A 26,671-nucleotide genomic window follows, 5' to 3' on the forward strand; every position below is an offset into this window, starting at 1 on the left:
TTTGCTTGTGCCCCCTAGAAGATCATTGCTTGTTATATTTTAAAAGTATGTATTTCTTTTGATCAGCTTGAATCCAAGAAGATGTATCCGATTTCTTTATTCCGGGAATCCAAATGATATGATCATTTGAGTCTGTTACTAGCGGCCACCTATTTCTATCAGGAATGGGTAGCTTCTTGTCAATAAAGATATCTTTAATCTTCTTTGTTCCTTTCATCCCTTTCACTCGCATTTTGTCTCCCTCTCTTCTTGTTCTCACCTTCAGTGGAAGACCACTGCAAGGAAAAGGAAGTAGAAGTTGATTAATGTTAGTATATTCTATTTCTTTATCAACATATTCCCAAGTAATGAAATCCCCTGTCGGCAATAACGTTTTTCCAACTGTTAATTCAATCTCATAGGATACATCCTTTGGTACAGAATGTTGAAATTGAAATTCCAACTCCCCATACGAGCGAGCTACCTTTAATTTGTCAGGTAAATCAATCATACCGGAGGGATGAGGGTTGTTGATAAGAGAAAAGATCTGTTCAATGTGAACAGCAGCAAGGGAAGCTGGTTGATGCTTGTAAAGATAGTTTAATATTAGTTTAATCACTCTTCTTTGTAAAGGCATTGGCATTGAGCAGAGGATTTGAATGTCAACTATAATTTTCTTCTCACTTTGAAGCTTCATTACCTTTGGTAATTGTTGGTTAGCTAACTCTTCCATATATCGCTCTGTTTCTTCCATTTCCTCGCTAAACCTCTGAAAATGCTCATGTACCCGTGGGTTCTCGCCTTTTAAAAAAGGAAGAATCGTATGACGAAACCGATTTCTACTATATTTGTTACTATCATTACTAGGATCTCTTCTTGGCTCTAGCCTATTTATTTGGCAATATTCTTCAACCTCTTGTTTAGAAACGCAAAGGAAAGGTCTAAGGAGTGTCCCAGTATCAAACGGTCTTGAAAAAGGGATACCGACTCTAGCTTTTCCTGAACTTCCTCTTGTTAATCTCATAATCACCGTTTCAATTTGGTCATCACCGTGATGTCCTAGCATTAAATAGTGAAGGTTTTCCCTTCTCATCGTTTCTTGAAAAAAAGAATATCTGCATTCCCTTGCTGCCACCTGTGAGCTCAACCCTGTTTCTTCCATGTACAATGGAACATTTATGGAGTGAACAGTTATAGGAATGTTCCTTCCTTCACAAAAGGATTGAACGAACCTTGCTTCACGCTCGGATTCATCTCCTCTAAACATATGGTCAACATGTGAAACAAAAAGCTTTAGTTGATAGCGCTCTTGGCGCTTCCATAGGAAGTGTAAAAGCGCAAGTGAATCTGGCCCACCAGATACACCTACTAAAATGCTAGCTCCCATTAAGTTTATTTTTTTTCGAGTTAGAAAAGCTTCCACTTTTTGTTCAAGCATGAGATTCTTCCTTACTTCATTGTCTTATCATAAGCTTAACATTTTCTATACATTCCTTCAAAAACTAAGGGGGTTATTTATCAATTTTTTATAACTGTCCATAAATATAAAGAAAATATAGAAAGGATAAGGTTGTTACAATAAGCATCGTTTCTAGTGCATATCTTTTCTTTTTCTTTTTAACAATTGTTTGACGACTCTGAGCAGCACGGGTTTGCGCTTGTCTTGTCTGTTGCTGCATGACTGGTTTGGAGTGTTGTTGTTGTGATTTTGTATTTGAAGTCTTCGGCGCACTTGGTCGAGTATGAGTCTTATCTGTATTAATAAGTGCTTCTCTCATTTCGTTAGCTGTTTGATATTTCCCTTGGAGAGCACTTATGATTACTTGTTCAAATTTATGTAACTCAGGCTTTTGTCTAATCATCATCTGAAGCTGATTAAGGCCACCTGAATTTTTTTGGAATCGTTTTGGATAGGATGTATTGATGATAATCATAGCAACTGCAAATAAATCATATGTTGGATCTGCTTTTCTTGAACCTAGTCCCCAATATCCTCTATCATAAAACTCAGTAAATTCTTTGATTGCTCTCCCCTGAATGGTTGTGCCTCCAACATCAATACAACGAATTTTTGATGGCGGTCCTGTAACGATTAAATTTTCCGGCTTTAAGTCACCAAATATCCAACCATTTATATGCAATAAATGTAGATCAGAGAGTAGCTGTAAAACAAGTACTTCAATCCAAACGGATCCCTTTTGTTGGATAAACGTTAAAAAGTCAGGTCCTTTAATATATTCCATTGTATAAAATGATACCTTTCCTGATGGCCTCATCCAATCATCCACATCAACCAAAGAAGGCCCTAGGGTTGACCCTTGGACCTTAGCAAAGGATTTGAGGACATTAACCTCAGAAGTAATTGACATGCCGTTATGACTCAACTTTAACGCTACATACTGATTTAGATGCTGAGCAAGATAAACAATCCCGTTTGCTCCGTACCCAAGCTCCTTCACAATTACATATCTGTTTTTATGCCATTTTCCTTCAACAATTGTCCCTGGTGTTATATTAGACAGATTCTTCAAAGTATTGTTCATCATCACGAGAAAGTAGGCTCCTTAGCGAACGTTTTTTCTTAAAGGATGACAGTGCTTCACGAAGTGCAGGACCGGTTGGGGTGATTCCTCCTGTTGTAAGTTTTGAGAAAACACTAGTTAATGATTCTAATCTAGGGGTCCAGTCTAGCAATTTTTCGACATCATTCTTTTTCCCGGGAAATACATACACAGAGAAATGATTGTCACCTGATCTAGCATTTAGGCTTAACGATAGGTCTAATAAAGCCTCTTTCACAGTCGGAAGCTTATGTTTCATACTTGCGCTTGTATCGACAAGAATCAACACTTCTAGCTCTACCTTTTCCCCAAGTTCATCTACAACCTCCATGACTTCTCCTCGCTTTTCAGGAGGTAAGTCCTCAACTGTCTGTGAGCCACCAAGGATTTGCTGTAGTTCCTTGTTGACTAAACCTTGTAGTGTTTGTGTCATCGCTTTTCTTGTAACCATTTGTACCGTTTGAGAAAGCTGCTGTGAATAGACAACTTGGCTTACACCACCACCAGATAAGGCAATATTCTCAATTTCTCTTAATCCTTGGTCATCAATAACATCCTGTTCCATTACTCCAATCACATTTACAGTTATTCCTTGCTCTTTTGCTAATGCTGAAACAGCAATTGGGTCCTCGCCTTGGTTTGAGCATCCATCAGTTATCAAAAGGATTTGCTTTAATGTGCCAGTTTTCATTTGGATTCCCCTCCACGTCTAAATGTTGCTAACATTTTCGACTAGATAGAGAGGAAATATACATATATTTTCTCTATACTGTATAAAATAACTAGTTTGCTTTTGCTCGATATTTATTAATAGGTATTGTTGACCACTTTGGAGTGTTATGTTTTATCTTCGACACAACGACTGTCATATCATCCTCAATGAACCCTGAACGAGAGCGAATAACTTCCTCCATTATTAAATCAGCCACCTCTTGCGGATCGTCTGTTACTAACTCTCCGATTTTCCGTTTCATCCATAGGTCATAGTTTTCTACATGTTTAGGACCTTCAAATACTCCATCACTCATCATGATTAGAAGATCACCTGCCTTTAACTGTTCACTTACCACATCTACATCAAATTCCTGGATAATCCCCATCGGTAGATTACTCGCTTGAATTTTAATAACAGCATTCCCTCTCTTTATAAAACTTGGTGTTGAACCAATCTTCAAAAACCGAACAGCCGCATTTTGGAGATCTATCATCGCTAAATCTAAGGTTGAAAAAATTTCATCGGTTGTCCTTAGAGATAGGACGGAATTAACCGATTTAATTGCCACCTTCTCCTCTATTCCTGACTGTAGGATCTTTTGCAAAAGTTGCAGAGTTTCCTGACTTTCGATATGAGCCCTTTCCCCATTTCCCATTCCATCACTAATGGCAACAGCATGCTTTCCACCGCCAAGCTCAATCGTTGAATAACTATCCCCTGATACAAAGCCGCCGTCTTTCGCCGCATGAGCAACCCCTGTATCAATCGTAAAGGCCTTTGCAGATCGGAAGGTTACATGACAATACCCATTTGGATAGGAAGCACACTCCTCTGCATTTACGACGATGTTTTCCCCTAAAATATCCGAAAGCATTGGTGCTATAAGTTTTTCACATTCACCATGTCCATTGCAGTAAGGAATGGTTATATCTATATCAACATTTCCTTGTTCAAGACTATAGATCTCAACATGTTCAATATGAACACCATATTCTCGTAATGCTTCTAGTATAAGCTCTTCCTGCTTATAATGATTATCTCTTTCCCTTTGAATTTCCTTCGCAAAGTTCCCCATGACCGTTGAGACACCAAGGAGTTGATCAGCAACAAGCCTTCTGCTTTCCTGGACTTGCTTCTTTAGTTTTTGATTTGCTTGGTAGAAGCTTAGCTCCTGTTGAATGGTATCAACTACCTTTTTGGATTTTGTACAATGTTTCTCCCAATCTCTTGAAAGCTTCACTGGTACAACACCCGAATTTTGATCCATTTCACTCATAATATCCTTCATGTATTCATATGTTGTATTAAAGTTTCTGGACCAGCAATTCTCCTTTTTAAAGCATGTTTGACAGGTCTTTTCGGTTACATTTCCAAGGAAAAAATCAAGTTCTCTATCCTTGTCATTATCCGTACTTTCATCAAATGATGAAAAACTGTCTGACAGAGCTTGAAAGACAGAAGAAAATTGTTCTACTCTTTGTGCAGTGACATCTCTCATTTTCCTCATATACTGCTGTTGCTCTGCAGAATACTCAGGTGTACCGGGGATATGCTTTGCTAATTTAGATGTTAAAGCTTGAGGAGTAAGGAAAAATAATAGAATCGCTGCGGACGTTTCTAATACCGTTTTATAAAGAGAGCCTCCACCCTCCCCATACATCCCAATTAATAAAGTGGCTATTAAAAGCCCGACGGCTACTCCCACTTTTTTCCCTTCTTTTAAAAGCCCTCCTAGTAGGCCCGAAAAAGCTAGTAAACTCATATGATAAAAACTAGTTATGTTTGCTAGGCTGAAAATTAACCCAGTTACAACTCCTACAGTAGATCCTACAGTCGCCCCTGCAACAAATGAAAATACCAAAACTAAATACCTCGACATGATATGTTCAATAGATAAGTCATACAATGACCATCCGATCGTTCCAGTCATAATAGATGCCAACATGATAATTAAACAAACGATCTCTTCTGTTTTTAACGTTTGTCTCCTTTTACTCATAGAAAGTAGAGGGATACTCTGAAGGAAAATCAAAGTAAGTATGAAGCCCAGGCTAGCCTCTACCCCTGCCATCATTCCATCGTAAAGGGTTACATTTCCTGTTGTAAGATAGCATTTTGCAATCTCACCCAAACCCAGAGTGAAGAATACATAAAAGGGGATTGCTCGAACTTCTGTTTTCAGCCATCTTTTAGTTAATCGAAAAGTAAATAAAAATAGAAAGGCTGTGCAAAAAGCAAATGCGGAATTTACAATTGAAAGGGTTGCTGCACCAGCTACTAGTCCGATTAAAGCAAGAGGAGCTTTGTCCTTTTTTACGAAATAGACTGCCGCAAAAAAAGGAAGGGCAAAAGGCGTTAGTTTAGACAATATCAGGGCCCGTCCAAGCAAAAAACCTATGAGTAAAAGAAGAATTCCTTTTTTCACGAAAAACGTCTCTAACTTTGCTTGTAGCTTGTCCAATATATTTCCAAACTCGATCTTATGTTTATTAAAATTGACTTCACCGACAGGATCAATAATATTCCTTTCTACCTTTTCCATAGTTTTTACACCCCATTTTTGTTTCGTTGCAAGCATTATAAAAAACATAAGTTCAAAATTTTGTCATAATTACTCAACATATTCCATTTTTTGTTCGACGTAATTCTCTGATTAATTTAAAACTGGTTCAATAACGTGACAAGATTCTATAAATTTCTTCGCCTTCATAACTATATTCGTAACTTCGGAAGCAAAAACCCCTTTCAAAAAGAAAGGGGTTTTTGTAGAAATTAAAGGAATAAAAATTGGTATATGATTTTAAAAAATTTGGAAATAAACACAAAAAAGCAAGCCGTTTTGTCGGCTTGCCTTAAATTTATAAATATAAGCAGCAAGTTACCCTCTTCTAGCTCCTCTTCCACCGCGCTTAGATTCTGTATTGCGTTTAAGAGAAGACAGTCGATCTTCACTATCTTTTAAGAAACGAGCCATTTTTGATTCAAAGTTCTCTTTAGCAGGCATTCTATCATTTGCTTTCCCTTGACGAGGACGGCCTGCTCCTCTTGAATCATTTCCACCCCCACGATATGGTGGTCTTTCCGATCTTTCTGGACGAGAGCTGCGTTCAGGTCTCTCAGGTCGATCTACAGCTTTTTTAATTGATAAACCGATCTTGCCATCTTTCTCAACATTGATGACTTTTACCTCTACTTGATCACCAACTTTTAGATGGTCGTTAATGTCTTTAACATAATTATCTGCAACTTCACTAATGTGAACAAGACCTGTTGATCCTTCCGGTAGCTCTACAAAAGCTCCAAAATTAGTAATGCCTGTTACCTTTCCTTGTAACTTGCTGCCTACTTCGATTGACATAAAAAGAATGTTCCTCCTTAAGAATATAAAAAATCGTACTTTATATATATTATACAGAAAGGAAAAAAAGCGTGTCAATAAGCCGAGTTACCGGTTCATTTTTCCTTGTCTTTTTTTTCCACTGGAAGATTGAATATAATCTCATTACTATTGGAAAGAAAGTAATCCTTTCTTGCTAGTTTAGCGATATATTCTTCGTCATTTAGTTTAACGATTTCCTCTTTAAGGATAGTTTCATCCTTTTTAAGTGCAACTAATTCCTGATCAGCCTTTTGTTTTTCCTCTTTCATTGCCTCTAGAGTTGCGGATTGCCTAAGGAGTGTAGATACGATAAAGTATGCTGCTAATCCTACGATTACAATAAAAACTGTTAGCCTTCTCATAAGCAGAGTTCTTTTTCTTGCATTTTGAATTACTGCCTTTTCCTGATGCTGCACATATTGTGACGGTATTTTAGATATATTATGTTTCCTGACAACACTCACTTCGGCGTTCCCCCCTTACTCTTTGTCCTTTCTCCATCTAGAAAAGACGTTGTTAATGGTATTCTTTATTCCCTGGAAATTTCCTGCTAACTTATTATATAACTTCTCGACGGATTTTTTAATATGTTTCGGCAACAAATTCCAAAATAATATCAAGAGCCATTGGACAGGGGTGAAAATTACCTTAATTATCATCCATAATACCTGGATTGTCCACTTAACAAGCACGAAAAGTCCCTTTCCTATAATAGTTACTAGACTTACACAACCTAGCAAGAGAGAGACAATTGGCCTATAAATAAGCATAAGGAATATTTTGACAGCATACCGATAAATAGAGATTATCATTGTTATGATAATCTCTAAAACTCTTGCGTAACCTCGCTTTAAGAGACTTTGGTAAGCAGCAAACCCACACAGAATAGCCAGGAAAATATAAGACCTTAATTCTCCTTGGTTAACAACAAATAAAACGTAGAAAAAGATCAAACCCTGTAGAACCCAAAAGAATATGTCGTTTAAAAATACGAGCCAAGACTTCCTTTTTGATCGAATTAAAAATCGATTATACGTATCAATTGCAGCACCTAGATAACTTCCCATAGCAGCCATGGAAAGCATTGTTAAAAATTGTGTTGTTAGCGTCATCGGAATAGCTTGCTAAAGAAGCCTTTAGCCTTCTCCCCATGCTGATCATCTAAATACACAAGATCAAAAACTTTCCCCTTTATTGAAACAATCCCCTTATCCACATCTAGGTTTTTCATCTGCAAATTCTGACCCTTAATAGCTAGAAAGCCCATCACTGTTTCAAGTAGAAACTCTTCGTTATCAAAACTTTCAACTTGCTTTACACCTGTGATGTCTAAAAGTCTACGCCCTCTCATGATGACATCATGATCTGGTACCGTGGTCCCTTTTGAAGTATTTGTGTCATAATATTGGCTCATTCTCTCATCCCTCACAATCACTTTGTACAACCTTTTGTACATATGTATGAAAGATATGAATCAATTAGAACAGAAACATAAGGGAACGATTCGGTGTCCTAGTAGCTATTCAGTGGCTTCCTCAACCTTCTCTTCCTTAACAAGGCTATACATATCCGCTGCTTCCTCTTTTCGGGAGGTTTCTTGAAGCTTTTCAATTTTCACCGTTACAATCTTTTGCCCAAATCGAACAGCCAGCTCATCGCCGACCTTAACAGTTGAGCTCGCTTTAGCTTGAAGGCCATTAATGGTAATCCTTCCTTGATCACTTACCTCTTTCGCAAGTGTTCTTCTTTTAATAAGACGTGAAACTTTTAAAAACTTATCTAACCTCATGTAAAACTCCTCCTCATTGTTCTTCTTTTTTTGCCTCGTTCCAAAACTTATCCAGCTCTTCTAATGTGAATTTATCAAAGCTTTTTCCACTTTCTAATACCTTAGCCTCTATAAAGGCAAAGCGTCTCATGAACTTTTGATTGGTTTGAAATAAAGCTTCTTCTGGCTGAATTTGTAAGAATCGAGCAATATTGACCAGAGCAAACAAGATATCTCCAAATTCTTTTTGCAGATCATCTGTATGTGTTTCCTTTGAGAGTTCTACTTCGAATTCTTGTAGTTCCTCTTTTACCTTTTCCCATGCTTGAACTACATTTTCCCAATCGAAACCTACTTTTGCAGCCTTTTTTTGTATTTCATAGGCACGAATTAAGTTTGGTAAATGAGTACCTATACCATCAAGAATGGAGGTTTCTTGTTCTCCTTTTTCTTCCAATTTGATTTCTTGCCAATTCTTTAAAACATCCTCAGTTGTTTCAGCTGTAGCATCTCCAAATACATGCGGATGCCTTCTAACCATCTTAGATGATATTCCCTCAATTACTTCGTCAATTGAAAAGTATCCTTCATCCTCTCCAATTTGTGCATGCAACATAACTTGAAGCAGTACGTCTCCTAGCTCTTCAATCATGTGGTCAATATCTTCTTCGTTTATTGCTTCAATTAACTCATAAACCTCTTCTAGGAGATACTTTTTTAGGGACTGATGAGTTTGCTTTTTGTCCCAAGGACAGCCATTTGGTCCACGGAGTTCAGCAATAATATTTCGTAGCTTAGAAAATTCTTTATAAGTCAATTCTTCTCTCTTTATAGGCGCTACATATACCGAAGTTAAATTATTTAGTGTTACTTCACGATCAAGCTCATGTAGCTCCACCTTTTTGACCGTTTCTTTGGTTGTTCCTGCTGCTGTAACAATAACTACATCATGGTCATAAGGGTATTTTTCCATCAGTGTCAGTTTCACTTCAGATGCAATAAAGGTATCGTAGACCTGCCCAATAATTACATGCTGACTGACTTGAATATCATCACGCTTCAGATTTGTCCCATCTAATAGCTGGAATCCTTCAATTGGATCCATTTGTACTGCTTGAAACAATGGGTCTAAAAAGCTTTGACCTCCTATAACCTCAATCTCTACCTTTAACGTTCCTGCTCTTTCTAACAGAATTTGAACTGTACGTTCTGCAACCAACGGATGTCCGGGAACAGCATACAAGAGCGACCCCTCAGCGGCCTTTGAAATTAGATCATCACATATGGACTCATATACCTCATCAAATGTATTCTTTGCTTCGTAAACATGGTCATATGAAGTAAACTGCATACCCTCATCTCTAACTAGCTCTTCAACTACTGGATGCTCTTTCGTTCGAAGATACACTTTCTTACTATTCTTTAATAGTTTATATATCCCTAATGGCAGCTGATCTAGATCACCTGCACCCAGACCAACGATTTGAATCTTATTCATACTCATCAACTCCTATTTTTTTTCGGAAGTAATTTTATTAGTTTGCTTCCTAGAGGCAATAAACTCAATTCGCTCTCTTTGAATGTATGTAATTTCAAAATAATAATTAAATAGCTAAGTCCTCCTAAAAAGACACCAAACATTGCCTCAAGCCCCGCCTCTAAACGGTTTGGTTCATCTAGAAAAGGATCAATAAGCCAGCGGTACCCTTTTAAAACAAAAAACATAATTAAAGCAGCCACCGCAACCTTTATTAACTCTTTTCCTTTCATAATCTCTCCCTTTACCCTTGATAGTAGAACCATAAACAAGAGAATAGCAATTATAACAAGGGATAGTACGGAAGCAAAAGCAGCACCATAAGCTCCAAACAGGGGTACGAAATAAATATTAAACAAGTATTTAAACAAACACCCAAGAACAATCATTATAGCGGGAAATATAATTTTCCCTAGTCCTTGAAGTACTGCACATAAAGTAATAATAAGGGAACTTAAAAGGATAATTGTACTTTGCATAGCAAGAATGGATGATCCTTCACTATTTTGAAATAAGAAAATATTAGTCGGTTCAATAATGGATATTAGCCCAATACTTGCTCCGATACCAACCATTACACTAATTAGTAAGGATAAACGGATTCTATCATGTAACATCGATATATCCTTTTTCACTTTTTCACTAGAGATGATGGGTACTAGTGATAATGACATGGATGTAGCCACCACTGTTCCAAGTTGAATAAGTGGTAACCCTCGGTCATAAATTCCTTTCATTTCTTTTGCAGCCTGCTCGTTTGTCATATTTAATAATAACGAATATAAATTTAAGGAATCTCCTAGTTGGATAAACAAAAGAAGCATACTGCTGACACTTATAGCAAACCCTTGTATGCACAGTACTTTTATTATACGCCTAGCTTCAGACCACGTCGGGATCGATTCCTTTTCGAAAAACACCGGTAAATATTTTGCCCTTTTTTTAAAAAAGAAAAGTAAAACCAATACCGCTACAATCCCTCCAACAATGGAGCCAAACATAGCTCCTGCCCCGACTGTATAAAGATCCTCGTTCCTCAAGTAGAAGGCAACCACTAAGATTGTGCTTACCCTTATAAACTGTTCCGTTACTTGTGATATTGCTGTTGGCTTCATATCACCACTTCCCTGGAACACACCTCTCATAATGGATAGAAAAGGGATTAAAAGAAAGATAAAAGAAATTGCCTTTAAGAGAAGTGCAATATGTGGGTCCTTCATAAAAGAGGCTATATAAGGAGCTCCATAAAACAAAGCCACAAATAGTAGAACTCCAATCAACGATAAAAGAATAGAGGATGTAACGATTAGCTTCTTTGCACCTTGAATGTCTTTTACACTCATTTTTTCGATATAAAGCTTAGATATAATGACAGGAAATCCATATGTACATAACACAAGCGCCATTCCGTAGAAAGGATATGCCTGTTGATAGATATAAAATCCAACGTCCCCAACTAGGTTTTGAAAGGGAATCCGGTAAAATGCACTTAATACCTTTACAATAAGCGCTGAAACCGTAAGAAGTAATGTTCCCTTTAGTATGGCATGTGACTCTTTATGGGGTTTAATCACCCTCACCCCCAATTTTAGGTAATTCGGAGTTATTATAGCATATCGGAGACATTCATACATGGTAAGACGGAAAAAGAGGTAGCTATCGCTACCTCTTCTTTCCCTTGAATTTTATGACTCCATTTGCCTAGCTAGAAACCCTGCTGCTGTTTCTACCGCTTTACGCTCTACTTCACCGATAGTGGATTCTTTTGAGAAGATGATGACAGCACCGATAGGATCACCATTTGCAATAATTGGACCCACCGTATATGAAGAAATAGTTTCTTCAATTCCATCAATTAAAGCTACCTCACCCTGTTGTGTAATAATGACGGACGTCCTGTCTTCCATTGTTTTTTCAACAAGGTCACTAATATTCTTATTTAAATAGTCCTTCTTTGAGCTACCCGCAACAGCTATGTATGCATCTCTGTCGCAAATTAAGATTGGATTTCCTAGGCTATCGTATAGAGCCTCTGCATATTCCCTTGCAAAGTCACTTAACTCGCTGATTGGAGAGTACTTCTTTAAAATCACCTCTCCATCGCGGTCAACGAAAATTTCTAACGGGTCTCCCTCACGAATTCGAAGAGTTCTACGGATTTCTTTAGGAATGACGACACGACCCAAATCATCGATTCGACGAACAATACCAGTTGCTTTCATCCAACGTTGCCTCACTTTCATCTGATGATTTAAACGTTTGGCATCCATCTCTTTACGTGGTGAAATGATTGCCATTGTTTGAACTTAGTATCTTTCATATGGAAAGTTCTATACACTTACATAGTTTTTTCTCTAAAATGTTAAAATTAACAGTCGTGGATAAATAATCCAATTTATCTTTATTTACCCCTTATCCTATCGATTAAACATTTTACTATGCTTGATTATCCCTTAAGAGACAATACTTCCTAGATCCTTCCTTGCATTATGAAGACCCTTCATCATTTTGAAAGCAGCTTCTAACCACTGATCTATCCCAATCCCCTTAATATGAAGAACCATCTTTAATTTACTTCCGTCCATTCCAAGTCCAACCATACGGCCAAATTGGCTGCTTACCTCAAATATCTTTTGACCATCTATTTGAGAACTGTCCTCTTCAGAGACAATGATATTAATTTCATTTTTACTTTGCTTAATTGTCTCAACACCTGCCATTCTCGCATACACCTTTAACTCGGATAATTGGAACAAGTACGCAACTTCATCAGGATATTCACCAAATCGATCGATCATTTCCTCTTGAAGCTCTTGTACATCTTCAAGAGTTAATAGTCCACGGAACCGCTTATACATTTCAATTTTTTGATTTCCATCACGAATATATGTGTCTGGTAGGTACGCATCTACCTCTACATCAATCTCAACAGATTTTGTAACTACCTCTTTATCAATACCGACTTTTCTTTCCTCGATTGCTTCCTTAAGCATCTGAGAATATAAATCAAATCCGACAGAATCAATAAATCCATGCTGTTCGGCACCTAATAGATTACCAGCCCCACGAATAGATAAATCCCTCATTGCTATTTTGAATCCAGATCCAAGCTCCGTAAACTCTTTAATTGCCTGAAGCCTCTTTTCTGCAACTTCTGTTAAGACTTTATCTTTTCTATAGGTAAAATACGCATATGCAACTCGATTGGATCGACCTACACGTCCTCTCAGCTGATACAACTGAGAAAGTCCCATTCGGTCCGCATCAAATACAATCAAGGTGTTTACATTTGGAATATCTACACCTGTTTCAATAATGGTTGTACTAACGAGTACATCCGACTCCCCTTCTAAAAATCCAAGCATGACAGATTCAAGCTCATTCTCAGACATTTTCCCATGTGCATACGTCACGCGTGCATCTGGAACAAGCGCGGTAATTTCTTCCGCCTTTCTTTCAATATCCTCCACACGATTATAAAGGAAATACACCTGTCCACCGCGTGCTAATTCCCTCTCAATCGCTTCCTTAACCAATCCACCATTATACTCCATTACATATGTTTGAACGGGAAAACGGTTCTCTGGTGGGGTTTCAATGACAGATAAATCTCTTACTCCTAACATGGACATGTGAAGAGTTCTAGGTATAGGAGTAGCTGTTAACGTTAGAACATCCACATTTGTTTTTAGTTGCTTAATCTTTTCTTTATGTGTTACTCCAAAACGCTGTTCTTCATCAATAATTAACAGTCCTAAATCGCGATACGTAATATCCTTCGAGAGAATTCGATGTGTTCCAATCACCACATCAACCGTACCTTGCTTTAAACCATTAATTGTTTCATTCTGCTGCTTTCTACTTCTAAATCTACTTAACAGACCAATATTGATAGGATAGTCCTGAAAACGCTCCCTCATTGTTTCATAATGCTGTTGCGCTAAAATCGTAGTTGGAACTAATAAGGCAACCTGCTTACCATCTGCAATGGCTTTAAATGCTGCACGAATGGCCACCTCTGTTTTCCCATAGCCTACATCCCCGCATAGCAGTCGATCCATCGGACGTTCTCTTTCCATATCCTTTTTAATTTCATGGATAGAACGCAGTTGATCCTCTGTTTCTTGATATGGAAAGGCTGATTCAAACTCTCTTTGCATATCTCCATCTGGATTGAAGGCATATCCGACAGCAGCTTCTCTTTCTGCGTAAAGCTTAATAAGATCATCAGCAATGTCTTGAACAGATGACTGAACCTTTGTTTTGACTCGTTTCCAGTCGTTCCCGCCAAGCTTATATATTTTGGGCTCCTTACCTTCTGAACCTACATATTTTTGCACCAAATCAATTTGCTCGACAGGAACATAGAGCTTATCCGTCCCTTGATAACGAATGTGCAAATAATCCTTATGCACTCCGTTAATGACAAGAGTTTCTATTCCCAAGTACTTCCCTATCCCATGGTTCACGTGAACAACATAGTCGCCCACTTTTAACTCTGAGTAACTCTTAATTCTCTCAGCATTTGATAGCTTTTGCCTTCTTGTTTGTCTCTTGGAGCGTTTATTAAAGAGCTCTTCTTCTGTTATAACAACGATTTTCTGTATAGGTAACTCGAAGCCCGTTTGTAGTCCGCCTTGCATGATTTGAACTTTTCCTTTTAAAATATCCTGCTTTTGGTTCGCCACAACAGCTTCAATTTCATAGTCTTCTAATACTCTTTCAAGCTTCTTACTTTTCTCACTATCCTCACCTAAGAAAATGACGGAGTACTTTCCTTTTTTCCACCGCTCAATTTCCCCTTTTAGTACATTCATCTGTCCATGGAAATTTTGCATTTGTTTACATGCAACATTAATGATGTTTTGAGGATTCGTATTTGGAACATGCCTTAGGAAAAGCGACATATAAACAATTGGTTTTTTTGATTTTTGAAACATCCCATTTAAATGGTGAGATACAGGAATATCATGGACAATCTTGCCTTCCCCAAGGAGGCTTGTATACCATTCTGCTTCTTCCTTATCTAAAGAGTCGCTCATCTCCTGAACTCTACTAATTTCATCTACAAAAATAAGACCATTTTTCGGCAAATAGTCTAATAGACTGTTAGACTTTTCATAGGCAAATGACAAATACTTAAATAGCTGCTCTGGTCTTTGGCCATTCTTTAATTGTTCAATTTCATACCCTATATTTTGAGACAATAACGTTTTTACCTTCTCATCCTTCAGCTTTTTCAAACTCTTGGCTAAGTGGTCTTCAAGCCTTTTTGCCATGATTGGATAATGAGCATCATCTAGTGGAGATTCGGTGGCTGGTCCGATAAAAACTTTAGATAGCTTTTGCTTTGAGCGTTGGTCTTCTAAGGAAAAGGTACGAATAGAATCAACTTCTGTATCAAAAAACTCTACTCGAATCGGATCCGCTTCCGTAAGTGGATATATATCTAAAATTCCTCCACGAATACTAAATTCACCAGGTGCTGCAACCATTTCCGACCTTGTATAGCCCATTTTTACAAGCTGAACACTGAGCTCGCCCAGCTCAATATCCTGACCCAGCGAAATGGTATATTGTTTTGATTTCCAAAGCTCGAGTGGCGGAAGATATTTTCTAACTCCAGCAATCGGAGCAATAATAATTCCACCTGCATTGCTGCTTAAATAATTTAAAGCTTCAATTCTCTGAGCCTTTAATTCTGGACTAGCAATACTCATCTCAGCCGCTATTAACTCATTAGCGGGATAAAGAAAAACCTCATCAACATCCACCAGTTGTATTAAATCATCATATAGCTTTTGGGCTTGTAACAAATTATGAGTAACGATTAACATCGGCTTTCTCATACGTTCATATACAGAAGCCAAAAATACTGTTCTTGCAGAACCAGATAACCCAGCAATCAGCTGTTCAGTAATACCCTCTTCAATTCCTGAAAGGACGGATTTCGTATCGTCTAGTTCACTAAATAGTTGTTTTATTGCTAACATGTATTACCCTCCTCCCAATACCTATACCTTTTATGTAATATGAAAACAGAAAAATGCTTTGGATGTTTCTCCAAAGCGTTTTACTGAATGAGATAATCTTGTCCATGGAAGTCTGGATTTCTTTCAAGCAGCTCCTGACAATCCTCACAAATTGATTTAATATGGATATTTCCCTCTGTATCATAACTTACCATATCGAGTCGTTCTTCACCATTCAGCTTGTGAAGCCCTAATCTTTCGGACTCTAAAGTAGATTGTTCAATCGTGCCCATTGTATGCCCGCAGTGTCGGCAATGGTAATGAATGGCCATGCCTGTCCCTCCTAGTAAACAATTCATTAAGCTTAGTATTGACCTATTAGGACAGACTTTATTCATTAGTACTTATATACGATATGAAATCCACCTACTAATCATAACCGAAGATTCATTTTTTTATTATGATTATTGATTATAACGATTCATTACCTGCAAGAAAGGCTCCTTTAGCCAATCTAAGCAAGCCTCACCACTCTTCTTCACTATAAGGTCAATGGTTTCTTGCTCTTCCTTGGTAAACCTACTAAGAACATAGTCACTTATGCTCATACCATTTGTTGGCCTTCCGACTCCAATTCGTATCCGTTTGAAATCCTGTGTACCAAGATGAGCAATAGAGGATTTGATACCATTATGCCCTCCAGCACTGCCTTTTTCTCTTAAACGGAGCTTTCCAACTGGTAAGTCTAAGTCATCATAGATGATCACGATATCCTCAATCGAAATATTAAAATAATCCATCAGCGGACGGATAGATTCTCCGGATAAATTCATATAGGTTAATGGCTTTAAGAGAAATACCTTTTCCCCATTCACATAGCCAACACCATAAATCCCTTTGAATTTTGATTGATCCAGCTTAATATTATATTCATTGGATAAATGGTCAATGACTTCGAATCCTACATTGTGTCTGGTTTGATCAAACTGCTTTCCTGGATTGCCTAAACCGATAAATAATTTCATGTTTCACCTCTTACAACATCAAAAGGGGGCTGGCCAAACAAATATGGTCAGTCCCTGTTGTGATTGCTCTGTATCTTTAATTATTCGACAGCCTTTGTCTCTCTTCCTTCTTGATTTTCAGGAATTCCTGGTTCTTGTTCTTCACCAGTACTAATTTCCTCTTCCTGTCTAGGAGGAAGGATAGAGACGACGGTCTCATCATCTTCATGGTTAATATGGTAGGATGTACTTCCTTGAATATCTGCGATAGACATCGTTTCACCAACTTGCAGATTGCTAACATCGACTTCAATAACCTGAGGAATGTCCGCTGGTGTTGCTGTAATACTTACTTCATGTAAAGGTTGCTGAAGAACCCCACCATCTTTAACACCCGCAGCTTCCCCAATAAGAGTAACACGAACATTTACTTCAATTTCTTTTGACATATCGACAGCTAGAAAATCTGCGTGTAAGATTTCCTTCTTTATTGGATCCATTTGATAATCCGATAATATGACATCATAAGTTTCTCCATCAAGATCAAGAGAAATTACACCATTTCTCCCCACTTCTCGAATTGTTTTAAGGAAATCAACAGCATTTATGTACAGTGATTTATTATCTACATTTGTGCCATAAACAACTGCTGGGACTTGTCCTTCGTGACGCATAATTGATAAAGTGGATTGACGGAAATCCTCACGTTCCTGTGCATGTAATTGCGTAGTCAAAATCGTTTTCTCCTTCCAATATTAAGGTCTCTTTATAAAAAATGCCCTTAAACAGGAAAGTCTAAACGTAGAAAATTTTAATTTCAGCAAACAGATGAGGCTTGCACAAATAGCAAGCCCCAGAGTTTTAATCAAATAGTATACTTACAGATTGTTCTTCGTGAACGCGGATAATAGCCTCTCCTAAAAGCTCAGCAACAGATAGTTCTTTGATCTTTTTAGAGGATTTCTTCTCTTCTGATAAAGCAATGGAGTTTGTTACAACAAGCTCTTTAATCTTAGAGTTTTCAATTCTTTCAATAGCCGGACCAGAAAGGACCGCATGAGTACAGCATGCATATACTTCAGCAGCACCATTTTCTACAAGCGCATTAGCAGCTAGTGTAATTGTCCCAGCTGTATCAATAATATCATCGATTAATATTGCCGTCTTTCCTTCAATATTACCTACAATATTCATTACCTCAGCCACATTTGGTCTAGGTCGACGCTTATCTATAATTGCAATCGGTGCCTTAAGTCTCTCTGCCATTTTACGAGCTCTTGTTACACCACCATGATCTGGAGAAACAACAACAATATCACCACTTAGATCCTTCTTACTAAAGTACTGCGATAAAATAGGAACACCCATCAGGTGATCAATCGGAATGTCAAAGAACCCTTGGATTTGTGGTGCATGTAAATCCAATGTAATTACGCGTGTAGCTCCTGCAGTTTCAAGTAAATTAGCTGCTAGCTTAGCCGTAATTGGTTCACGAGCTCTTGCTTTACGGTCTTGACGTGCATAGCCGTAATATGGCATTACGATACCAATTGATTTGGCAGATGCTCTTTTAAGAGCATCAATCATAATTAATAACTCCATCAAATGCTCATTAACCGGTGAGCTTGTTGACTGGATAATAAATACATCGCAGCCACGGATACTTTCCTCAATATTAATTTGAATTTCACCATCGCTAAAACGAGTAACCGAACACTTTCCTAATTCCACTCCGATAACCTTAGCGATTTCCTCGGCTAATGCAGGATTAGAATTAAGTGTAAACACCTTTAAATTTGGATCTAAATACTGATTTGACATGATGGACCTCCGATTGCTTATTTCTGTTTACTATTTAATTTTGAAGCATACTCTTCTTTATTTACTTGCTTTGCTCTAGCTATAGCGAGTGCGTTCCCTGGAACATCCTGAGTAATGGTTGATCCAGCAGCTACATACGCGCCTTCTCCCACTTTTACAGGAGCCACAAGGTTTGAGTTACAACCTATAAATACATTATCTTCAATTTTTGTTAAGTATTTATTTTTCCCATCATAGTTTACGGTAATCGATCCACAACCAATGTTTACATTGGTACCAACCTCAGCATCTCCAATATAGCTAAGATGCGATGCTTTGCTTCCTTTGCCGAATACTGCCTTTTTAATTTCAACAAAGTTACCAATTTTCACATCATCATGAATATTCGATTGAGGTCTTATGTGCGCAAAAGGACCAATGACAACATCCTTACCAATCTCACTATCGTAAGCCGCTGACTGACGGATAGCAGTACCTCTCCCTATTTTACAATTCTGGATTTCTGTATGTGGACCAATAATACAATCCTCTCCAATAACCGTTCCACCAGCTAATATCGTCCCTGGATAAAGAATGGTATCTTGACCAATTTCTACATCTGGACCAATATATGTACTTGCAGGGTCGATTATTGAAACACCGTTTCGCATATGCCACTCATTTGTACGCTCTTTAAAGATACGCTCTGCTTCAGCTAACGCTACTCGATCATTTACGCCCAATGTTTCTTCAAAATCTTCTGTTTGATAAGCAGCTACTACTTCGCCAGCCTTTTTTAGAATTTCAATAACATCTGGTAAATAGTATTCACCTTGGACATTATCATTAGAAACCTTTGAAAGAGCATCAAAGAGAGCTTTATTATCAAAACAATAGGTTCCCGTATTGATCTCCTTTACTAAGCGTTCTTCACTTGTTGCATCTTTATGCTCTACAATTTTTTCTACCGATCCATCTTCATTTCTAATAATACGTCCATAGCCTGTCGGATCATTCGTCCATGCTGTTAAAATCGTTGCTTTTGCAGAAGTCTCCTCATGATGCTTGAACAATGCTTCCATTGTTGTTGCTTTAATTAATGGAGTGTCTCCACATACAACAATAGTAATGCCTTCTTTGTCCTTTAGTATATCCGTAGCTTGCATAACAGCATGTGCTGTACCAAGCTGTTGCTCTTGAAGCACGTAGCTACTCTCTTCACCTAGCTGTGCCTTTACAAGTTCCGCACCGTGTCCAATTACTGTAACAATACTGTTTATATTAAGCTTTTTCACATGATCGATTACATGCTGCACCATTGGCTTCCCACCAACAGGATGGAGAACTTTATACAATTTTGATTTCATTCTAGTTCCTTGCCCTGCGGCTAATACTACCGCATACCGATTCGACATTTACAGGCCTCCAATATACCTTTTTATCCATTAAGAATATATCTTAAATATACGTATATTTCAAGAACAGATAAAAAACTGCATGATTTTAACATAAAAGAAGGTTTAATTGGTTATTTTTTCGGGTAGTAGTATGTTGGAGAGAAGAAAGGGTATAAAAATACATAAAAAAGAGCCTTACTAGGAAGTAGGCCCTTGTTGTTAATTTTTTTAGGAAGCACCGGCTTCTTCAAATTCAACTTCTAATTCACCTAAACGGTGGTACTCAGCTAAAACTGCTTCTTGAATCTTCCCACGTGTACCTGAATTAATCGGATGAGCGATATCGCGGAATTCTCCATCTGGTGTGCGTTTACTAGGCATAGCAACGAATAATCCGTTATTTCCGTCTATCACGCGGATATCGTGAACAACAAACTCATTATCAAGCGTAATGGATGCGATTGCTCTCATACGTCCGTCTGTATTAACGCGGCGTAATCTTACGTCTGTTACTTCCATCCTGTTCACCACCTTTGCACAATTAGATATAATCTACGTTTAAATATTCAACAAATTTTTCATATCTCCTTCCTCTATTTCAATTTTTTTTGAAAAATTAGTCAAAATCATGAACTTTTTAGTCGAAATGCGAAAGAGCCTTGCTAAGCCCCGACAAGCATAAGACGAATCGCGCAGGAAGGCCTGCCTTCTGGAGTGATTTGGCTTATGAACTCGAGGGGCTAGGCGCTTGAGCTGGACAACGATCAATGGTCATAATTACATTTAGAAAATAAAAAACACTCGTCTTATTTGACGAGTGCAATTACTTCGATTTCTACTAATACATCCTTCGGTAGTCTTGCTACTTCCACACATGAACGGGCTGGTTTATGTACAGAGAAATACTCACCATACACTTCATTAACAGCAGCAAATTCATCCATATTTTTAATAAATACAGTTGCCTTAACTACTGTTTCAAGGGAAGCTCCCGCTTCTTTTAAGACCGCCTTTAAGTTTTTAAATACTTGATGAGTTTGTTCTTTTACATCACCTTGAAGTAAATCACCCTCAGCAGTTAAAGGAATTTGACCAGAACTATAAAACATATTGTTAACTACAATCCCTTGAGAATATGGTCCGATAGCTGCAGGTGCTTGATTGGTTTGAACTATTTTCATACTAATTCCTCCTGTTTATGTAAAAAATAATTTCCTTCACTCACTTGGATTTGCTTTTCTTTTACATCAACATCCGAAAGCTTTACTAAGGATAAATAATCATCCACTAGTCTCTCTTCAATTTTTTCTGCTTCCACTAGTACGGCAATTCCAGCTAACTTAGCATTAAACTCATGTAACATACTAATCATTCCGTTAACCGTTCCGCCTGCTTTCATGAAATCATCAACAATTAAAACATTAGCGCCTTGCTCCATGCTCCGTTTTGACAGTACCATCGTTTGAATTCTTCCTGTTGATCCAGATACATAGTTAATACTAACAGTCGAACCTTCTGTTACTTTATTATCTCTTCTTACGATGACAACCGGTACATTTAAATGACTCGCAACGGCATACGCCAAAGGAATTCCCTTGGTTGCAACAGTCATAACAAGATCAATTTTCTCTCCTGTAAAAGCAGAAGCCAGCAAACGACCTGCCTTTTGAACAATTGCTGGGTCTCCTAGTATATCTGTCATATATAGGTACCCACCCGGTAGCAAGCGATCAGGGTCAGCTATAAGGTCGCATAATTCATTAATAATGGGCCTAGCTTCCTCATTTGATACTTTTACGGTATACTTCACACCACCTGATGCTCCAGGAACCGTTTTTAGTGTTCCGATTCCTCTCTTCTCAAAAGTCTCCTTTATGATTGCTAAATCTTCACTTATAGATGATTTGGCAGAACCATATCTTTCTGAAAAGAAAGAAAGTGAGACTAATTGCTGGGGGTGCTCAAGCAAATAATTCGTCATATCTACTAACCTTTCGCTTCGACGAAACTTCATAATTGACCTCCCATATCCGAATATTTTAACGATAATATACCATTAATGTACGGATTTAATCAAGGGTATGGCGTTCTCCTAGCATTCTTACTGCAAAAACCTGGTCACAAAATCCTCTTAACCCATTATAAAGTCGATGCATTCTTGAATCATGGTGAACAAGAGCAAAAACAGTTGGACCACTGCCACTCATTAACACCGCATCGGCACCAAACCGTTGCATTTGTTCCTTGATTTGAGCGACTTCTGGATAGAGCTTTAACGTCACTTCCTCTAGTACATTTCCGACATTGTTACAAACACCCTCAAAGCTTCCTTCCTCAATCGCCTCGACCATAGCAGGAAGATTGGGATGACTGATACCACTTAACTCAAGTCTTCTATACACGTCCGCTGTGGAAACACCGATAAAAGGTTTTGCCAAAACTATCCAACAAGTAGGTGGGGCAGGGAGCTGTGTAATCTTTTCCCCACGTCCTCTTGCTAAGGCCGTTCCTCCATAGACACAAAAGGATACATCCGATCCAATTTCTGAACCTAACTCCGCAAGCTCGTCCAACGTTAAATGTAAATCCCAGAGCTTGTTTAATCCTCTTAATGTTGCGGCTGCATCACTACTTCCACCAGCTAAACCTGCCGCAACAGGTATATTCTTCTCAATTGAAATATAAACTCCAGCTGTCACATGATATCTTTCTTTCAATAGCTTTGCTGCTTGAAAGGCTAGATTCCTTTGGTCGTCTGGCACAAAGCGATTTTGGGAATTGATTCGAATCGCATCCTCTTTTAAAAGGGTTAATTCAACCCGATCAGCCAGGTCTATCGTTGTCATGATCATTTCTACCTCATGAAATCCATCCGTCCGTTTATGTAATACATCTAACGATAAATTGATCTTTGCAGGAGCTTTTATTAAAAGCTTCAACATCTCCACCTACTTTAAACATTCTCTCTAGTCCATTTTTGTCCTATTTTACCACAAAACCGTAAAAGTAAGACCTATCCACACAAAAAAGCCGGAGAATCAATTTTCTCCGGCTTTTGTCGCAACGAATTCGATTGTTAGTTAACTCTCGCATGAAGGTAAAAGGTTGCTTATTTTTAGCGCTTTTCCACTAACTGCTGCTGCGCTATTTCAATAGCACGTTTAACCATGTTGCCAGCGTCTTTAGCTTTGATGCCGCCCCAACCTTCTTTTTGAACGACATCGTAGAATCCCAGCTCCTTCGCCAGTTCCTCTTTAAATCCTTCTGACATCATCCCTCTTCTTCTGCTCACGATTAACATCCCCTTTCTTCATCACGACACTATTATTATGTTGAAGTGGTTAGAAATTCATTAGCTTTTAGAGAAAAATTGATTAATTTTATGTATAGATTTTTAAAAGAAATATAAAATAAAAAACAAATTAAAAAGCAGCAAACCATAGTTCGCTGCTCACACGATAAGGACAATTTTAACTTAATGCCATTTGTCCTGTTGTATCTTCATAGAATGTAATTTGAACCGTTTCAGTTAAAACGTCTGCATAGCTGTATGATACACGTTCGAAAGCATTTTCTTCTTGATCTAACTCAATCACAAACACAGATGGATACGTTTCTGCAAGAATTCCGTATCTTTCAATTGTCTTTCTTCGACCACCATTGGCCTTGAGTAAAAGTCTTTTTCCTAAGTTTGAATCAAGAGCTTTTTTAATATCAACCAAAGTTTTTGCCATTCGGTCCACCTCACTATGTAAAGTATAACACATTTACACTGCATAGTCAAACAAAATAATAAATTATAACAGTGTTTAAAAATAAAAGTCAATAATTTTTGTTCAGCATTTTCTTCTAATTTTCAACATTTTTAGGATGACCTATTTTATTTGAATTATGTACCGAATTTTTAAACAAAAAAACACCGTTCTAGTTTGAACGGCTTTTTTCACTCATGATTTCCTTTGTTATAAGGCATTCCTGTTCGTAGTACACCTTTTGTTTCGATTCCTCCGAGACCTTTTTCTCCTGATAATGTGTTTCTTAGTACGTCCCATACGTTAATTCTTTCCATAAAGGGAGTAAAAGAGATTTTAGCTACAATATAGACGGGATCAAGGGCATGTATATTAACCCTTGAAGGAGAGCTAGCAAAATTGGCACCTGCTTGAATTAATGACTCAAAATGCGACTGACATGCTCCTGCAAATATGACTAACTGGTCGAGATGGGGAAACTTTTTCCTCGCCTCTCTTACGGTTTGAACAAAGTGCTTAGAATGTCGATAAGCATTTATATCCGTAGGCTTTCCCTTCGCCTTTGAATACGCATCATGCCCTGTTATAACGAGGATATCTGGACGATAATAATCAATCAAAGACCCAATTTTATTGGGCATTTCTTTTTCATTTACGTGTATTCCTGTTACAGGTACTCCTATTTTCTCATAAAGAGTTAAGCACTTTTGTAAATAAGAGGGGTCACCATCAAGATGTAATACTTTCCCCGGGACCTGAAAATAATTAAATGGTTTACTGTATCCTTCTGTCGCCTCATATTCCTGTTTAAAATGCAAAAGGTCTACATCCTGTCGAAAAAGCTGGTACGATTGTTCCTCTAGTGATTGATACTCCGATGCCACCCTTGAGCGTGTATTTTGATCAATAACAACTAAATCTTCATAGGGGGCATCCGCAATCAATCGGAAATCCTCTCCATACAATACAGCTAGCTTCTTTCCCTTTTCTTCTCGTATATCTATAACTCGAAAGATAATATCACAATGATACGAAACTCTCCCAACGACATCCAAAAGGTTGATCGTCAATATAGTCACTCCAATTAGCCCAGAAACTAGAGCATTCAGATAAAATTATTCTTAATTATCTTATGCAAGAAGGTAGCAACTCGTGATACATAGAAAGGCGTAAGCGCCTTGTTCAGCCCCGACAAGCATAGGACGAATCGCGCAGGAAGGCCTGCCTTCTGGAGTGATTTGGCTTATGACCTAGGAATAATGGCTAAATTATTCCCTCGAGGGGCTAGGCGCTGAAGCTAGACAAAGATCAAAATTAATAACTTAATTAAAAAAAAGACCCTCAATTGGGGTCTTTTTAGGCAAAATGGTCGAGCAACGCATCACTAAGTTGAGCAAACTCAGCAATCGATAAGGTCTCTCCCCTTCTAGAAGGCTCAATTTCAGCCTTTTCAAGCGCCTGCAATATGTTGTCCTTTTTTACTTTTCCGTCCGGTAACTGGCTTGTTAAGTTGTTTAGAATCGTTTTTCGACGCTGAGCAAAGCTTGCTCTTGTAACTTGAAAGAAAAAGTCTTCATTCCGTACTTTGACAATTGGCTCTTCCCTGACAGTTAATCGAATAACGGCAGAATCTACATTTGGCTGAGGCATGAAGACGGTTTTCGGAACGACCATCACCGTCTCCGCTTCCGTATAATATTGGACAGCAATTGAAAGTGAGCCATAGGCCTTTCCACCAGGTTTGGCAGCAATACGATCAGCTACCTCTTTCTGAAGCATACAAACAATTCCTCTTATCGGTAGTTTTTCCTCTAATAACTTCATAATAATCGGGGTGGTCACGTAGTATGGCAAATTAGCTACAACCATTATGTCCTGTATCCCTGCGAACTGCTCCTCGATTACCTTTTTTACATTTGCTTTTAATACATCTTCATGAATAATGGTTGTGTTCGGATACGGAGATAGCGTCTCTTTAAGAATTGGAAGCAATCGCTGATCAATTTCAAAAGCAACCACCTTTTCACTATTTCTAGCCAATTGCTCTGTTAATGCTCCGATTCCGGGTCCGATTTCAATCGCTCCGGATGTCTCAGTTAAATCCGCATGATCAACAATTCTCTTTAAAATATTGGTATCAATTAAGAAGTTTTGACCTAAGCTCTTTTTAAAAGAAAAACCAAACTTCTTTAGAATTTCCTGTGTCCTTACAGGGGTAGCTATATCTTTATTCATCTGTTTCCTCCTGAAAAATAACGGCTAGCGCTTTTGAAAACTCTGTTTTACTAATTTGAAACATCATTAATCGTTTATAAAGCTGTTTTCCATTTGTATAACCAATTGATAGGAGTTTGCCAAGCTTTTCTCTTCTTTCCTTCGCTTTCGGGCCACCGATTAAACCTGCTGTGAGTAAGTCCTCTTGTGTAATCTGTATTTCCACTTCTTCCTTCATGATGTGAGCGTGACGAAGAGCCTTACGAATGACTTCCACTGAAGCGTGTTCAACCCCAACTCCCTTACCTCTTTTATGTAGTGCATCCTCCTTGGGGATAAATGCATGTTTGCAATTAGGGACAGACTCTGTGATCGTTTGCCTTATTTTCTGCCCAGGATAATCTGGATCGGTAAAGACAATCACTCCCCTCGTCTGCTGGGCTCTTCTAATCCTATCGATCGTTTCCGCATTTATAGCAGAACCATTTGTCTCTATTGTATCAGCGTCTACAGCTCTTCGAATGGCTGTAGTATCGTCTTTACCTTCCACAACGATAATTTCTTGTATCTTCATAAACTCCTCCAATACACAT

General features: G+C 38.1%; 27 protein-coding genes. All 27 read right to left on the reverse strand.

Going from position 1 to position 26,671, the window contains the following annotated elements:
• Positions 1-22 precede the first annotated feature (22 nt).
• A complete protein-coding gene (gene tilS, locus BKO01S_RS21060; protein ID WP_066059206.1) occupies positions 23-1,417 on the reverse strand; it encodes a tRNA lysidine(34) synthetase TilS in 1,395 nt (464 codons plus the stop codon).
• Between the two features lie 88 nt (positions 1,418-1,505).
• Positions 1,506-2,525 carry a serine/threonine protein kinase PrkT gene (gene prkT, locus BKO01S_RS21065; protein ID WP_066059209.1) on the reverse strand — a complete coding sequence of 340 codons (1,020 nt, stop codon included), beginning with the start codon at positions 2,523-2,525 and terminating at the stop codon, positions 1,506-1,508.
• On the reverse strand, positions 2,494-3,231 hold the full coding sequence (locus BKO01S_RS21070; protein ID WP_066059213.1) for a vWA domain-containing protein: 738 nt from the start codon (positions 3,229-3,231) through the stop codon (positions 2,494-2,496). Before BKO01S_RS21070 ends, prkT begins: the two co-directional genes overlap by 32 nt.
• A gap of 91 nt (positions 3,232-3,322) precedes the next feature.
• Entirely contained in the window at positions 3,323-5,797 is a 2,475-nt protein-coding gene (spoIIE, locus tag BKO01S_RS21075; RefSeq protein ID WP_066059216.1) for a stage II sporulation protein E, read from the reverse strand.
• A gap of 336 nt (positions 5,798-6,133) precedes the next feature.
• Positions 6,134-6,613, reverse strand: a complete 480-nt coding sequence (locus BKO01S_RS21080) for a S1 domain-containing RNA-binding protein (RefSeq protein ID WP_066059219.1) — start codon at positions 6,611-6,613, stop codon at positions 6,134-6,136.
• 95 nt (positions 6,614-6,708) lie between these two features.
• Positions 6,709-7,098, reverse strand: coding sequence for an FtsB family cell division protein (locus BKO01S_RS21085; protein ID WP_066059222.1), 390 nt, complete (start codon positions 7,096-7,098; stop codon positions 6,709-6,711).
• Between the two features lie 15 nt (positions 7,099-7,113).
• A complete protein-coding gene (gene yabQ / locus BKO01S_RS21090) occupies positions 7,114-7,746 on the reverse strand; it encodes a spore cortex biosynthesis protein YabQ (protein WP_066059224.1) in 633 nt (210 codons plus the stop codon).
• A complete protein-coding gene (yabP, locus tag BKO01S_RS21095; protein ID WP_066059226.1) occupies positions 7,743-8,048 on the reverse strand; it encodes a sporulation protein YabP in 306 nt (101 codons plus the stop codon). Before yabP ends, yabQ begins: the two co-directional genes overlap by 4 nt.
• Before the next feature lie 105 nt (positions 8,049-8,153).
• Positions 8,154-8,423: an RNA-binding S4 domain-containing protein gene (locus BKO01S_RS21100; RefSeq protein WP_066059228.1), complete on the reverse strand. Its 270-nt coding sequence runs from the start codon at positions 8,421-8,423 to the stop codon at positions 8,154-8,156.
• Positions 8,424-8,436: 13 nt separating this feature from the next.
• Positions 8,437-9,900 carry a bifunctional methyltransferase/pyrophosphohydrolase YabN gene (gene yabN, locus BKO01S_RS21105; protein ID WP_066059231.1) on the reverse strand — a complete coding sequence of 488 codons (1,464 nt, stop codon included), beginning with the start codon at positions 9,898-9,900 and terminating at the stop codon, positions 8,437-8,439.
• Positions 9,901-9,905: 5 nt separating this feature from the next.
• Positions 9,906-11,513, reverse strand: a complete 1,608-nt coding sequence (locus tag BKO01S_RS21110) for a putative polysaccharide biosynthesis protein (RefSeq protein ID WP_232311292.1) — start codon at positions 11,511-11,513, stop codon at positions 9,906-9,908.
• 111 nt (positions 11,514-11,624) lie between these two features.
• The gene (gene spoVT / locus BKO01S_RS21115) at positions 11,625-12,161 is read right to left on the reverse strand and encodes a stage V sporulation protein T (RefSeq protein ID WP_066059234.1); all 537 of its coding nucleotides are present in this window, start codon (positions 12,159-12,161) and stop codon (positions 11,625-11,627) included.
• Positions 12,162-12,392: 231 nt separating this feature from the next.
• A complete protein-coding gene (mfd, locus tag BKO01S_RS21120) occupies positions 12,393-15,932 on the reverse strand; it encodes a transcription-repair coupling factor (RefSeq protein ID WP_066059237.1) in 3,540 nt (1,179 codons plus the stop codon).
• Positions 15,933-16,012: 80 nt separating this feature from the next.
• The gene (gene fin / locus BKO01S_RS21125) at positions 16,013-16,243 is read right to left on the reverse strand and encodes an anti-sigma-F factor Fin (protein ID WP_066059241.1); all 231 of its coding nucleotides are present in this window, start codon (positions 16,241-16,243) and stop codon (positions 16,013-16,015) included.
• Positions 16,244-16,375: 132 nt separating this feature from the next.
• Positions 16,376-16,936: an aminoacyl-tRNA hydrolase gene (gene pth / locus BKO01S_RS21130; protein ID WP_066059243.1), complete on the reverse strand. Its 561-nt coding sequence runs from the start codon at positions 16,934-16,936 to the stop codon at positions 16,376-16,378.
• An 80-nt stretch (positions 16,937-17,016) separates the two neighbouring features.
• A complete protein-coding gene (locus tag BKO01S_RS21135) occupies positions 17,017-17,649 on the reverse strand; it encodes a 50S ribosomal protein L25/general stress protein Ctc (protein WP_066059246.1) in 633 nt (210 codons plus the stop codon).
• 127 nt (positions 17,650-17,776) lie between these two features.
• The gene (locus BKO01S_RS21140) at positions 17,777-18,736 is read right to left on the reverse strand and encodes a ribose-phosphate diphosphokinase (protein WP_066059249.1); all 960 of its coding nucleotides are present in this window, start codon (positions 18,734-18,736) and stop codon (positions 17,777-17,779) included.
• 17 nt (positions 18,737-18,753) lie between these two features.
• The gene (gene glmU, locus BKO01S_RS21145) at positions 18,754-20,130 is read right to left on the reverse strand and encodes a bifunctional UDP-N-acetylglucosamine diphosphorylase/glucosamine-1-phosphate N-acetyltransferase GlmU (protein ID WP_066059252.1); all 1,377 of its coding nucleotides are present in this window, start codon (positions 20,128-20,130) and stop codon (positions 18,754-18,756) included.
• A 210-nt stretch (positions 20,131-20,340) separates the two neighbouring features.
• Positions 20,341-20,631 carry a septation regulator SpoVG gene (gene spoVG, locus BKO01S_RS21150; protein ID WP_003347151.1) on the reverse strand — a complete coding sequence of 97 codons (291 nt, stop codon included), beginning with the start codon at positions 20,629-20,631 and terminating at the stop codon, positions 20,341-20,343.
• A 287-nt stretch (positions 20,632-20,918) separates the two neighbouring features.
• Positions 20,919-21,293, reverse strand: a complete 375-nt coding sequence (gene ridA / locus BKO01S_RS21155; protein WP_066059255.1) for a 2-iminobutanoate/2-iminopropanoate deaminase — start codon at positions 21,291-21,293, stop codon at positions 20,919-20,921.
• Positions 21,290-22,126, reverse strand: a complete 837-nt coding sequence (gene purR / locus BKO01S_RS21160) for a pur operon repressor (RefSeq protein WP_066059258.1) — start codon at positions 22,124-22,126, stop codon at positions 21,290-21,292. Before purR ends, ridA begins: the two co-directional genes overlap by 4 nt.
• 55 nt (positions 22,127-22,181) lie before the next feature.
• Positions 22,182-23,051, reverse strand: coding sequence for a 4-(cytidine 5'-diphospho)-2-C-methyl-D-erythritol kinase (ispE, locus tag BKO01S_RS21165; RefSeq protein ID WP_066059260.1), 870 nt, complete (start codon positions 23,049-23,051; stop codon positions 22,182-22,184).
• 176 nt (positions 23,052-23,227) lie between these two features.
• Complete coding sequence (locus tag BKO01S_RS21170; protein ID WP_066059263.1) at positions 23,228-23,404, reverse strand: small, acid-soluble spore protein, alpha/beta type; 177 nt, start codon at positions 23,402-23,404, stop codon at positions 23,228-23,230.
• A gap of 178 nt (positions 23,405-23,582) precedes the next feature.
• On the reverse strand, positions 23,583-23,846 hold the full coding sequence (gene veg, locus BKO01S_RS21175) for a biofilm formation stimulator Veg (RefSeq protein ID WP_066059266.1): 264 nt from the start codon (positions 23,844-23,846) through the stop codon (positions 23,583-23,585).
• Positions 23,847-24,055: 209 nt separating this feature from the next.
• Positions 24,056-24,934 carry a sporulation peptidase YabG gene (yabG, locus tag BKO01S_RS21180; protein ID WP_066059269.1) on the reverse strand — a complete coding sequence of 293 codons (879 nt, stop codon included), beginning with the start codon at positions 24,932-24,934 and terminating at the stop codon, positions 24,056-24,058.
• A 286-nt stretch (positions 24,935-25,220) separates the two neighbouring features.
• Entirely contained in the window at positions 25,221-26,099 is an 879-nt protein-coding gene (gene rsmA, locus BKO01S_RS21185; protein WP_066059271.1) for a 16S rRNA (adenine(1518)-N(6)/adenine(1519)-N(6))-dimethyltransferase RsmA, read from the reverse strand.
• On the reverse strand, positions 26,092-26,652 hold the full coding sequence (gene rnmV / locus BKO01S_RS21190; RefSeq protein WP_066059274.1) for a ribonuclease M5: 561 nt from the start codon (positions 26,650-26,652) through the stop codon (positions 26,092-26,094). The genes rsmA and rnmV overlap by 8 nt, the downstream gene beginning before the upstream one ends.
• Positions 26,653-26,671: the final 19 nt, after the last annotated feature.

The organism is Robertmurraya korlensis NBRC 107688 (genome assembly GCF_001591645.1).
Taxonomy (GTDB): Bacteria; Bacillota; Bacilli; order Bacillales; family Cytobacillaceae; genus Robertmurraya_A.

Excerpts from the sequence above, each read along its gene's own strand:
- tilS (WP_066059206.1), bottom strand. The coding sequence starts at position 1,417 with ATGCTTGAACAAAAAGTGGAAGCTTTTCTAACTCGAAAAAAAATAAAC.
- prkT (WP_066059209.1), bottom strand. The coding sequence starts at position 2,525 with ATGATGAACAATACTTTGAAGAATCTGTCTAATATAACACCAGGGACA.
- BKO01S_RS21070 (WP_066059213.1), bottom strand. The coding sequence starts at position 3,231 with ATGAAAACTGGCACATTAAAGCAAATCCTTTTGATAACTGATGGATGC.
- spoIIE (WP_066059216.1), bottom strand. The coding sequence starts at position 5,797 with ATGGAAAAGGTAGAAAGGAATATTATTGATCCTGTCGGTGAAGTCAAT.
- BKO01S_RS21080 (WP_066059219.1), bottom strand. The coding sequence starts at position 6,613 with ATGTCAATCGAAGTAGGCAGCAAGTTACAAGGAAAGGTAACAGGCATT.
- yabQ (WP_066059224.1), bottom strand. The coding sequence starts at position 7,746 with ATGACGCTAACAACACAATTTTTAACAATGCTTTCCATGGCTGCTATG.
- yabP (WP_066059226.1), bottom strand. The coding sequence starts at position 8,048 with ATGAGCCAATATTATGACACAAATACTTCAAAAGGGACCACGGTACCA.
- BKO01S_RS21100 (WP_066059228.1), bottom strand. The coding sequence starts at position 8,423 with ATGAGGTTAGATAAGTTTTTAAAAGTTTCACGTCTTATTAAAAGAAGA.
- yabN (WP_066059231.1), bottom strand. The coding sequence starts at position 9,900 with ATGAATAAGATTCAAATCGTTGGTCTGGGTGCAGGTGATCTAGATCAG.
- spoVT (WP_066059234.1), bottom strand. The coding sequence starts at position 12,161 with ATGAAAGCAACTGGTATTGTTCGTCGAATCGATGATTTGGGTCGTGTC.
- mfd (WP_066059237.1), bottom strand. The coding sequence starts at position 15,932 with ATGTTAGCAATAAAACAACTATTTAGTGAACTAGACGATACGAAATCC.
- fin (WP_066059241.1), bottom strand. The coding sequence starts at position 16,243 with ATGGCCATTCATTACCATTGCCGACACTGCGGGCATACAATGGGCACG.
- pth (WP_066059243.1), bottom strand. The coding sequence starts at position 16,936 with ATGAAATTATTTATCGGTTTAGGCAATCCAGGAAAGCAGTTTGATCAA.
- BKO01S_RS21140 (WP_066059249.1), bottom strand. The coding sequence starts at position 18,736 with ATGTCAAATCAGTATTTAGATCCAAATTTAAAGGTGTTTACACTTAAT.
- glmU (WP_066059252.1), bottom strand. The coding sequence starts at position 20,130 with ATGTCGAATCGGTATGCGGTAGTATTAGCCGCAGGGCAAGGAACTAGA.
- spoVG (WP_003347151.1), bottom strand. The coding sequence starts at position 20,631 with ATGGAAGTAACAGACGTAAGATTACGCCGCGTTAATACAGACGGACGT.
- ridA (WP_066059255.1), bottom strand. The coding sequence starts at position 21,293 with ATGAAAATAGTTCAAACCAATCAAGCACCTGCAGCTATCGGACCATAT.
- purR (WP_066059258.1), bottom strand. The coding sequence starts at position 22,126 with ATGAAGTTTCGTCGAAGCGAAAGGTTAGTAGATATGACGAATTATTTG.
- veg (WP_066059266.1), bottom strand. The coding sequence starts at position 23,846 with ATGGCAAAAACTTTGGTTGATATTAAAAAAGCTCTTGATTCAAACTTA.
- rsmA (WP_066059271.1), bottom strand. The coding sequence starts at position 26,099 with ATGAATAAAGATATAGCTACCCCTGTAAGGACACAGGAAATTCTAAAG.
- rnmV (WP_066059274.1), bottom strand. The coding sequence starts at position 26,652 with ATGAAGATACAAGAAATTATCGTTGTGGAAGGTAAAGACGATACTACA.